Genomic DNA, 12,284 nt, shown 5'->3' on the forward strand with positions numbered 1-12,284 from the left:
TAAGAGTGCGTATTTATAGGGACTAATAGGTAGAGTAGGGATGTTCTGTTCTTTAATTAAAAATATTGTGTGTGGCTTTGGATTTATCTCGCACAGGAATGTTTTTAAATATATTACTTTAATCTGTCTGTCTATGATGTCTTTTGAGGGGTATGCAGGTGACGGGGGAGGGATTATCGATGTCCCGAATACTAGTAGCACCGGAAAATTCAATATAAAGTTTGTACATTACGCCCCCTCTAATGCAAGTTATCATATTGACGTATATCATAATGGAGTTAAGCATAGCAGTATCAGCAAAACAATATTGAAGAAGTATGTTGATAGTTTTGACCCATGGAGTCCCGGATCTTACCCATATACAGTAAATGAAGTAGGTTCATGGAAGTTTCAATACTGCACTAGAGATCCAGGAACGGGTACTCGTTGTAATGAGGGGCATAGCGATACAGTTGTAGTATCAAAACCAATCAGCAAACCTGTCTTTAATAAGCCAATTCCCGATGAAAAGACCGCCGCTGGAGGGATGTATACTCTTACTTGGTCAAACCCTTCAGGTGCTACAAAGATTGTTCTGTTTGAAAAGGTAAATTCGAACGGTAACTATAAAGAAGCACTGGTTTCTGAGTTGACTGGGTCAAATAAAAAACTGGCTACTAGTTTTTCTCCCTCTAGCGTAAAGAAAAAAGGGTACACATATTATTATAAGTTGGAAGCGTGCAATAATCTGAAACAGTGCAGTGGTCTTACGAGTCCAATAGGGGTTAAGGTACGAACTAATGATCATCCTGAACTTAAATTTGAAGAATTTCCCAATGGTGAGAATTATCGCCCAGGAGATTTGCTCACCTTATATGCTATTGCATCAGATTATAATGGAATTGATAGTGTTAAGTTCTATCATGATAATGGGACTAATTCTAATGGATCTAATGCCAATCAACCTGATGTAGAGGTTTTAATTGGTTCTGGTCAAACGTATAAAGCCCCTAATGAAGAAAATGTCTTGGAGGAATGTGAAACCTGTTATCGCATAAATTGGAAGTTGCCCAGTTCCGAGATAGAAAATATAGAAGTATGGGCCGTTGCGGAGGATAACTTAGGTGCTAAAACAAAAATTATTGCAGGTGGAGTGGTCAGTGTTTCTGAAAATGAGCAGCCAACAGGGTGGCTAACTAACCCTCCCTCTACCGTAATTGAAGGGGATAGTGTTAAATTTACAGCATCCGCCTCTGACAATGATGGTAGTGTAGAAGCCGTTGAGTTTCTTGTGTCTGGATCTAGTATTGGTATAGACACCTCCTCTCCGTATGAAATGTTGTGGAATGATTTTGCTACTGGTACTTTTGATGTAAAAGTAAAAGTTACAGATAATGAAGGGCTAACCAAAGAGTCCTCCCCAATAACTGTGGAGGTGATCCCAAGAACCCCTCCCGAAGCCCCAGGCCTTCTAACTATCGATGGCGTTTCGGGAAGTACACCAGATAATATAACCGGTGATTTCATCTTAGCTTGGGAGCCGGTAGCGGACGCTTACTATGAGCTTTGGAAGCTAGAGGTCGGTGTCAATACATCCTATGTAAAAGACACCTCCTACTCAAATACTAAAATACCGGGTCATTCGGTATTTGATCTGCGATCGGGGAAGTACCGCTATAAAGTATTTGCTTGCAATACGCTGGATTGTAGTAATAAATCAAGTCCCGAGGTAGAAGTTAGAGTCGTCAAAGAAAAGCCAAACTCTCCTAAGGGATTGATGGCGACTCCTGATTCTGATGCACAACTTTTCACGGGTGGATATAAGTTAAACTGGAATGATTACTCTCCCGTGATTGACGGGATTCGTCCTGACTATTATAAGCTACAGGAAAAAGTGGGCGGGCCTGAATCTGCAGGGGAATGGATAACTGTATCTCAAAGTAATGGGGTGTCGAACCATCACATTGATAGTCAAGGCCTTGGAACGTTTAGTTATCAAGTGATTGCATGTAATGCTAGGGGCTGCAGTAACCCCGGTGAAATTATAAGTGTTACAGTTTTACCTCCTCTTATTAATACAGCGCTGCTGTCTTGTGATGATTCGTGTATAAGGTTATCTGGTTCAGCTTTTGATCCTGCTTTATCACTACAATTAACGGCTATTCATAATCCCAATATACAGGAGGTAATCTCCTATGAAGGGCTTTCGATACAAACGGGTTCTGATATTGAAGTAGAGCTTAAGCTTAGTTCCGATATATATAAAGCTCTGTTTAACTTGGGTATTCGGGCAACCATTATTAATCCGAATGGTAGCCGGGGAGGGATAACCATTTACGGAGACCGAGCAACAGAAATTATCGGAGAGGTACAGTCTGCTCCTGCTCTTGGATCTGATGGCACGGTTTATGTGGGAGCAGGTAACAAGCTTTACGCTCTAGATAGTGTAACTGGAAATGTCAAACCTGCATGGCCTTTCTCAGCTAATGGGGTAATCAAGGCCACGCCGAGGGTAGATGGACTTGACGGGACCATTTACGTAGGTTCCCTAGATCATATTTTATATGCGGTTACTCCTGATGCAATTGAGAAGTGGCGTTTAAAGACTGAGGGGGAGATTGTTTCATCAGCAGTTTTGGATGATGAACGAATTCTCTATTTTGGCTCTATGGACGGACAGCTCTACGCGGTTAATGCAATTAACGGAGGTATAAGATGGACCTACCCAGCTAATGGTGGTGTGGCAGAAACACCAGTGCTGGCAGGTAATGATATCTTGTATTTCACTACTGTTGAGAGTAATCAAGTTCACGCCATATCCCGCCTTAGTCAAGGGCCGGGAAAGTTGGTTTGGGAAAGTGTGGATGACACACTTTTATGGGGAGAAATTGGAGACTGGAGCCCAACTCCCTCTATGAAGTCTGATTTTCTCACAGTAGCACGGCTCTATAGAGGACTATTACAGCCACCACTGGCGCTAAATAGAAAAGTAACAACCTTTTGGACCTACCAATTTGTTTCAGGGCTTGCCACAGAGGTAGATATTGCCCGAGCTTTTTTGGAATCTGATACGGGAAAAGTTAACTTTCCTCCTACGCAAAGTGATGAAGCTTTTATAAGTGCCTTATCCGATAGAATCTACCCTAATCAAGCAACTCTTGAGTTAAATATTGGCGGTTTAACGTATAGTCGTAGCATGCTACTTGACATGCTTGCTGGCGGGTATAGTCGAGCACAAATTGCCGCGTTATTTACCCAGTCCCTGGACTATGCATACTCGACGAATGCTCTTCTTAGTTATGCTTTTGACTATCTTTATGTCCAAGATTATTCCTGGGCGGTGACTTTATGTGATTCTGGCGATGCATACACCCGAGATTGCGATGGTGATGAGTTGCCAGATTGGTGGGAAATTCTTTTCCTCGGCAGTACCGACTACGATGCAAATGATGATCCAGATGGAGATGACGTAACTGTTGGTGAAGCTTTTGCCCAAAATCAAAGTCCATGTGCTGCCGGTTGTTACAATGGTATTACCGATGATCCACCGTTACCTGCTGAGGCCCCAATAATAAACACTATTGACTTAAGGGTATCGGAATCGATGGGCTCGCTTGCTGGAGAGTTCAAAGTGACTGAATCCGGTGCTGCAACTTATTCAGTACCCATCAGTATTCCAGTTGGCACCGCCGAAGTTACTCCCCGGTTGTCTTTGAATTATTCCAGTCAAGGGGGGAATGGTATTTTAGGTCAAGGTTGGAATTTGGGGGGGCTCTCCGCAATTTCACGTTGCCGAAGAACTCTTGGCCAAGACGGTGAAGCCGGAGCAATTTCCTGGGATTCAGATGATAGGTTCTGCCTTGACGGGCAGCGCCTGATATTGGTGGGTAGTGGTAAATATGGCGAGCCAGGATCCAAATACCGAACAGAAGTAGATGGCTTTGCCATGATAACTGCCTACGGTGGGAATCAAGGTAATCCCAGCCACTTTACGGTAGAGCGTAAAGATGGATCGATCTCGTACTATGGTCGGGGCAATAAGTCTCAACAATTAGCGGATGAGTTTGGCATTCTTAACTGGACTATCAGTCGTTATGAAGATAGCGCGGGTAATGGTATCGAGTTTATTTATTCTCGTGATAATGGGCATCGCATTCATGAGATCCATTATGCATTTGGGGATGCTACTCAACCGGGCGCGCGAGTCTCTTTTGAATATGAAGACAGATTAGATGTCATCAGTGGCTATTATTCGGGAGCGTTCTTATCCACCAAAAAACGTATGGTTGCCGTAAATGTATTGGGTGGAGATAGCTCCCTACTACGAAGCTACGAACTTGAGTATTTAGATAGTGGTTATGACTACTTGAGCCGCTTGGAGCGTATTCGAGAGTGTGCGGGTGGGCAATGTTTGCCTGATACTGTATTTAGATGGCGCTTACCAGCTACTAAGTTTTTATTCAATGTCTTTGATAGAGTACAGCTTAGCAACCAAAAAGACCGTGTAGCCATGTCACCACGCCCTGTGGATATAAATGGTGATGGTTTAGCAGACCTTATTTGGCAAGAGCCAGATTGGGACGACGATGGACGGATTCATGACCAGTATTTCAAATATTTATTGGCTGATGCCGATGGGTTTGGATCGGAGAGAACGGTTTTCAAGTATGGTGAGGATGTAGATACGCCCTACCGCTGGGAAATGATTGATTACAACGTAGATGGTCGTGCTGATCTAGTTGTTTATGCCCGTGAGCATGGTCACTGGATGCTGCATCAATCTAGAGCGGTTCACACGGATTTTGAGTGGACACTACCTTTAGGCAGTTCGCCTGTGAGACTTCCCATTACAGATGAAGATACTCGTTTTATTGATATCAATGGGGATGGTTTGGTTGATGCTGTTTCATCGAAGGGATATCGTCTGCTTGAAAGGGATTTCTCTGAGGATGATAAATCAGCGAATGTATATCATTTTGGAGATGAGAAACCTTGGCAAATAAGTGGGCTAGAAGCCTGGGAGATGTCTGATCCCGGTTGGGAAAGTACATATGTCTATCTGGATCCTCAAGTTGTTGGCGATTTCAATGGTGATGGCCAGGTTGACTTAGTTTTAGTTGACTCAAAGCAGCTTTGGAGAGCAGATTCTGCTGAAGATTTTGTGCCTGCTGATAGGGACCTGTGGTATCCCGGGGGCGGACCTAAAAACGCGTATCTATCTAATCAGCATACTCGCTTTTATTTAGCAAAAGTTGAGGGTGATAAATTAGTAGCTGAGCGAAAGCTCTTAGATTTTATCCAGGGTGGGTTTGGAAATAACAGTAAAAAGCCTGATGCTACCCCGCTAACACGTCATAATGAATTGAATAAAGGTTTATTAAGTATAGACATCAATAGTGATGGTCTTGTAGATCTATTAACTAAAAATAAAGGTGTATATTCTTATCAAATCAATACTGGAGAGGGCTTTAAGGAAAGTGTGCCATTGGGGGATTTTGGTGAAAACACAGCCCTCAACTGGTTCGACTATGAAGGAGATGGTGATCTTGATCTTGTTTGGCGAGAACATGATGGTTTTAATGGACAAATGCTATTTCGTCGTTGGGAAAGTCATGCTCAGAATTTCGCTAAAGATGATGAAGTGTTTCAGGCCCTAAGAGCAGATCAGAAAGGTGGTCAAGATATTTTCGTCGATATGAATGGTGATGGCGTAACTGACTATCTAGAATTTCATAGAGATTATCTGCATGTATATCACCAGCAGAATAGTAACGTGGCTCAGAATATGGTTGATCAAATAACCAATGGCCTGGGCGCCCAGACAACTATCCAATACGGTTCTACTTCCTCTTCTGCACATTTTGCACGCTTGGGCGTGAGTAAAGCCGTCAATACTTTTTGTGAGGATGCTGCTGGAGATGATGCTACTGAAGAGTGGTGCCTTAGCTATAAAGCGAACAGTATCGATGATTTCTATGAATCGATAAATGGCGAGTGGACAGGGGAAAGCACGCTAGGAAAAAACTCACCAGTATTTGAGACAATTGGAACACAGTTTCTAGTTACTCGTGTAGAGAGTACCGCGCCAGCCGCCGATGATATTCCTGGGGCTGTCGACAACGCCGCAACAAGCGCCGTAAGTTATTTTTATGGTCGAGCACGAATGCAAGCGAGTGGGCGAGGCTACCTCGGTTTTGAAAAGATACGCACTGTTGATGAGCAGACCGGTGTCGCTACGACAACGACCTATAGGCAGGACTTCCCATATATCGGTTATCCATTGAGCACCGAACAGCGTTCGCGGGAAGGTATGTTACTGAGTGAAGCGGAAAACACTTGGAGCTTGTATGGATGGCAGTCAAGTTGGCCGCAGACGGCTAAACTCAAAGGTACCGCTGCTCTTGGGTCTTTACAGCCCTATATATCTGAAAGTATAGAGAAGATCTACGAGTTCAAAAATGAAGGGAAAGTACAAGGTCAGTTACTAAAAACAGTAACTAAAGAGAATCAACAAGATGAGCATGGCAATGCAAAGCGCATTTACGTTAATACTGAATCCTTTAACGGAGATTACTTTTCTACAGAAACCATTAATAAATATGGTAATGGCCAGCAGGTAAGCTTCGCCAACCCAGATCATAACTTTAACAGTTATGCAGAACTGGGGCGTTTGACTGCCACAGAGGTGTCCCACAAGCGCCTGGAAGCTGGAGAGCATAATCAGGCGACACGTAAGAGTACTTTTACTTACTATGAAAGTGGAAGTGAAGCGGGGCTGCTGCGCAGCGAAGTGGTTGAACCGGATAATGGTAATTCTGGTTCATTAGAGCTACGTCTAACTACTAACTATGAGTATGACTATTTTGGCAATAAAGTTCTGGTTGAGAAAACTGCGGATAATGAAGAGAGCCGTGTGCAGCGCTGGGTCTACGATAATGGCCGTTTCATAGGTCGGGAAGAGAATAGTTATGGCCAAACAACTATATCGGTGCTTGAGCGCAATAGTTTTGGTCAGCCTACCCTGGTTACAGATATTGCTGGTGTAGAGACTTACTTGGCCTACGATGTCTTTGGACGCCAAACCTTAGAGTATAAAACGACTGGAGCGTATCAAGTTAGTCTATTTGCCCCTGCTGGCGGGCAGTGCCCAACTAGTGCCGCTTATCAGGTTGTAGAGCGCGCAGCTGGCGGCGGCGAATCTATAACCTGCTTTGACAGCCTCGTGCGGGAAGTGCGTAAGAGTACTATTGGTTTTGATGGAGGTTGGAACTTTGTAGATACTGAATATGACAATCTGAGCCGTATCCAGCATAAGTCAGAGCCCTATCAGTCCGGCAATGCTAATTACTGGACAACCCAATACTATAACCTCGCAGGACAGGTGATTGGTTCAGATCTGCCGGGCATTGATAGTTCCAATGGCACTGCCTATGACTTGACTATGCAATATGATGGCTATACCACAATAACCACAAATCCAAAGGGTCAAGTACACAAAGTTACCACTAATGCGATCGGTGAAACCGTACGGGTAGAAGACAATCTTGGTAATGTGCAGGAGTTTAAGCATGATGCGCTAGGTAACCAGCGATTTGTAATCAACCGTGGTGATGGCTCACGAAATATAGTTATGGAGATGAAATACGACCTACGTGGTCGCAAGATATTGATGTCCGATCCGGATAAAGGTATCTGGTATTACTATCATAATGCTTTTGGGGACCTAGTTCGACAGACAGATGCGGAAGATCAGGTGATTATTAATCACTATGATCGCCTCGGGCGTCTGATAGAACGAAATGATTTAGATGCTAAAGGGAACCCTGTTGAAACGACCCAGTGGCGCTACAACAATAATATAGGAGTGGATGAGTACGGAACCCCGCCTGCTGCACTCAGGGAAGTAGAATCGTTCAACTCAGGTTTTATTAAGTTACATGGCTACGATAACTTTGGTCGTACGAGTGAGACGATAACCAGCTTCTCAGAAGGGGATGACCACTTCGAGAAAAATAACTACGACCAATACGGTCGGGTCTTCCAAGTATTTGATGCCGGGGGCAATGGTAATTGGGAGAGCAGTGCTATTCAGTACAAATATAACCAGTATGGTTACCTGGAGCAGGTCGTGGATGCAGAACGAGTGAATCTAGCGACTGCCGAGCAGTTCTATACCGTATTGAAGATGGATGCCCGGGGAAATGTGACGGAGTATAAGACCGGCAATGGAGTAACTACGGAGAAAACATTTGACCCAGCTACGGGGCGTCTTACAAAACAGTTAGCACATGTCCTTGGAGTACAGTTGATCCAGGATCTTACCTACTTCTGGGATGACCTGGGCAACCTGGAGTATCGTGAAGACCGCAGTGGCGATAAAAACTTGCGTGAGGATTTTACTTACGATGGGCTAAATCGACTGGAGCGATCCCAAGTCAGTGGGCGAGATGCTCTGGAAATCCGCTACGACGACTTGGGCAATATCACCTACAAGTCAGATGTTGGTGATTATCGTTATGGCAGTGAATGTACCGAAGGTTTTGGTCCTCACGCGGTATGTGAAACTTCGGATGGAGTCAGTTATGAATATAATGAAAACGGGAGTATGACCAGTGATTCTAGTGGGCGTTCATTGGTGTACACCACTTTTGATAAGCCTGAGGAAATCACCAAAGATGGACATAAAACGGAGTTCTTATACGGCCCAGAGCGCAAGCGTTATCTACGTAAAGACACTACTAAGGATGGTCAAGTTACAGAAACCCGATATATTGGCAATGTGGAGAAAGTTACTCGGGGGGATGATACTGAAACCAAGCGCTATCTCCCAGGTGGTGCATTGGTAACGATCTCATCAGCTGGACGCCAGAGCCATTACATGCATAAGGATCATCTCGGTTCGTTGGATGTGATTACCGATGCATCGGGGCAGATCGCTGTGGATGCGTATGGTAATGAGCAGCAATTTAGTTTTGATGCCTGGGGACAGCGACGAAATGCTCTGGATTGGAGCGCGCTACTGAATGCTGAGCTCATTAGCTTTGCTTCACAAATGACAACTCGCGGCTTTACTGGCCACGAAATGCTTGACCAAGTTGGTTTGGTTCATATGAATGGGCGCATTTACGATCCGCGTCTGGCTAAGTTCCTGCAAGCGGACCCATTTGTGCAGGAACCGAAGTACAGCCAGTCCCATAACCGTTACGCCTACGCTTGGAATAATCCGCTAAATGCGACCGATCCAAGTGGATATTTTATCCAGATCATTGCGATGGCCGTACTGATTGGAGCAGAAATTACTTGCTTATGGACGATTGGTGCAGTTATGGCATACGCTGCATTTTTTGATGCTGTATTGCAAGGTGCCAGTTTCCATGATGCGCTTAGGAGTGGGCTTGTGGCCGGGGTGTCTGCGGCCGCCTTTGCGGCAATTGGGCAGGGGCTTAAAGCAAATGCAAATTTTAAAGGCACTTTTGCAGCAGACTTAAATCCTACGGGCTTTGGTGTAAAAGTTGCTGCTCATGCCCTCACGGGTGGAGTAATGGCGGAGCTCGGCGGTGGAAAATTTGGGCATGGATTTGTTTCCGCAGGTTTTACTGCGGCAGCTACCAGTTTCAATAATCCTGAATTTATAAAGGGTGCTTTCACAAGGGTTGCTATAGCTTCGATTATTGGTGGAACTGCTTCAAAGCTATCTGGGGGTAAATTTGCTAATGGTGCTATCACTGGGGCTTTTAGTCAGGCACTTAACGGGGAGCTTTCTGGAAAAGATAATAACGATGGCAAACAATCTTTATTTGACTACGTTGAAGAGTTAGTAGGGCCTGAGAACGCGGAGGCATTTCGAACTGAAGCCCCCGGGGAGTACATGGTTTGGAAGCGTTGGGCATCTAAGATTTACGGAAACTGGACGGAAACTAATATAAATTACCAGATTAAAAGATTTGAAATGGAAAGTATGGTAGTTACACAGGAATTAATAGTTGAGATGACCGTCGATTACGGTATAGGTGAAGCAGAATCCTATTATGAGGGAAATAAAGTAGCAGTAGGCACCGGAGCTCTGGAGGGGGCACTTGCCTGGTTTACAAGAAGTCTTACGAGATTTACAGGCATAAGTTATGGTTGGACAACTTGGAGTGCAGGCGGGACAATCAAAAATACTGCAACAGTTTACGATAAGCTGAATGACTTACAAAATTTTAAGGAACCCGTTTGGATTTCGGTTAAACCGATTAAGTCGACTGATTGAGTCATGAAAAATTTTAAGTTTATTGTAATCGTTCTGTTTTCTATCTTCTCTGCTGGATGTTCATTAGAAGTTAATGACGAGGACGTGTTGTATCAAGGGTACATGAGAAATTTGGACTTGGTGTACGATTATTACAAGCTAACTGCTGGCCAAAGAGAAGCAGACTCTATACTTATTAACTATCTAATAGGAGTGGGTACGCTCTCGATGGCGGTTGTAAATGATATGAAAGTTTCTCCTAGGGAAAATAGGTTTCTCTGCATATCAGACAGAAGGATTCATGAAATTAAGGATGATTTAAAAGTTAGGTTGCAGAAGAAGGAGTTGGATCCTTTTTTGAAATCTACTTTAAAAAGTTCTAGAGAAATAATTGATGAGATAAAAAATGAATTTAATCTTGAATGTGAAAGTAAGTTGAAGCAATTTAGAGATAACTTGCAGGGATAACTTGAGCTCGAAAATTAGTGCAATTGGTAAAGGGGAGCTTCGCTGGTAGAAGCGGTATCTTTCCTGACGAAGACAAAGATACTTAAGAGCTGCTGCTAGCTTAGCTGAAGCGAGCGATATTAAATGCTCAGATCGAGAAATACTGTATGCTCACTGAAAGCAAAAGATAAGCTATTGTCACCCCTAGTTGTGAGGCAATTATATTTTTCGAGGATGTCGCTCAGATGAGCACATAAGTTTGTAGGTCTTAGGGGCTGGTAATTCTATAAATTATAGGAAGTAACTGATTGAGCTTTGGCAATGAACAGAAATCTAATTAAAGAAAAATTATGTTCGCTATAAGCTATTTAAAAGGCGTTTGGTTGTGTTTTACGGTATGAAATGATATGCATGCTGATATATTTTAGTAAGGTTTGATTTTGGATAATAAGTGCAATTGGTAAGGGGAGCCTCAGCTGGTAGAGTCGGCACCTCTTCCGACCAAGAGAAAGGCACTGATGAGCTACTGCCAACTTAGCGAGAATGAACGATATCAGATTTAGAGCTTAAAAAAGCCGGACACTCTCAAAAAGCAATAGCAAAACTATTAGGGAGGCACCCCTCGACGATCAGCCGAGAGCTACGACGCAATACAGACTTGCGAGGATATCGGCCGAGGCAAGCACATAAACTTTCGGAGCTTAGACGCCGGCAAGCGCATAAGGCATAGAAAGTGACTGATGGAGTGTGGCAACAAATAGTCATCCTAACTCGGAAAGAATTAAGTCCTCAGCAGACTGCTAGCTATTTGAAAAGACATACAGGTCTATCGTTGCATCATGAGACGGTCTACCAACTCATTTATTTAGATCAGACAAATGGTGGAGACTTGTACAAGCATCTTAGGATTGTATCAAAGCCCTATCGTAAGTGCTAAGGTAAATATGATCGACGTGGAAAGATCAAAAACAGAGTGAGCATAGATGAGCGGCCAGCGGTTGTTGATCGGATGAATCGGATGCGTGACTGGGAAGGTGATACCGTTATAGGCCGGGTACGTGGTGGAGCTTTGCTGACTATGGTTGAACGCAAGACGTTATTTGCTGTTGTTGTTAGATTAACTGATAAACGATCAGCCTTGTTGGCTGAAGCAGCTGTTAGTCACATGGTGAGCTTCAAAGATAAAATCAAAACAATTACCATTCGATAATGGTCCTGATTTTTCTGGTCATGAAATAATTGTAGAAGGCTTAGAAGCTAATATTTATTTTGCTCACCCATATTCATCATGGGAGAGAGGGGTTAATGAAAATACTAATGGCCTCATCCGGCAGTATTTTTTAAAGTATACCGACTTTAATAAAGCAGTAGATGAGCAGGTTCAATTAGAAATGGATCGTCTGAACAGTAGACCAATAGCGAGTCGGGGTGGAAGGTCACTGAATGAGTTATTTATGAGGCTTTAAGATGATCTGCTTGCGGTATAAAACGATTGCGCTTGATAGTTGAAGCCAAGGAAAGTAAATTTTATTTTTGTGTGTGGCTGCCATTTTGTTCAATGTTTTATAAAAGTAATTCTCTTCCATAAGTTTTTTTGATTGAATGGTAAAGATTTATAGTTGATTTT

At 43.5% G+C, this 12,284-nt stretch carries 2 protein-coding genes and 1 pseudogene; all 3 read left to right on the plus strand.

The genetic code is table 11. The annotated features are described in order from the left end of the window. The first annotated feature begins 40 nt into the window (after window positions 1–40). The 3 genes and pseudogenes from ACJJI3_RS21460 to ACJJI3_RS21470 all read left to right on the plus strand — a co-directional run bounded on the left by ACJJI3_RS21460 (window position 41) and on the right by ACJJI3_RS21470 (window position 12,123). Window positions 41–10,231 (plus strand): RHS repeat-associated core domain-containing protein, encoded by a 10,191-nt coding sequence (locus tag ACJJI3_RS21460; protein WP_444940880.1) that lies wholly within the window; start codon window positions 41–43, stop codon window positions 10,229–10,231. A gap of 3 nt (window positions 10,232–10,234) precedes the next feature. Next, a complete protein-coding gene (locus ACJJI3_RS21465; RefSeq protein WP_444940881.1) occupies window positions 10,235–10,678 on the plus strand; it encodes a hypothetical protein in 444 nt (147 codons plus the stop codon). A 497-nt stretch (window positions 10,679–11,175) separates the two neighbouring features. Further along, window positions 11,176–12,123: pseudogene (locus tag ACJJI3_RS21470) on the plus strand (IS30 family transposase). Window positions 12,124–12,284 lie beyond the last annotated feature (161 nt).

It is taken from the genome of Microbulbifer maximicatervae (SeqCode), assembly GCF_052466985.1.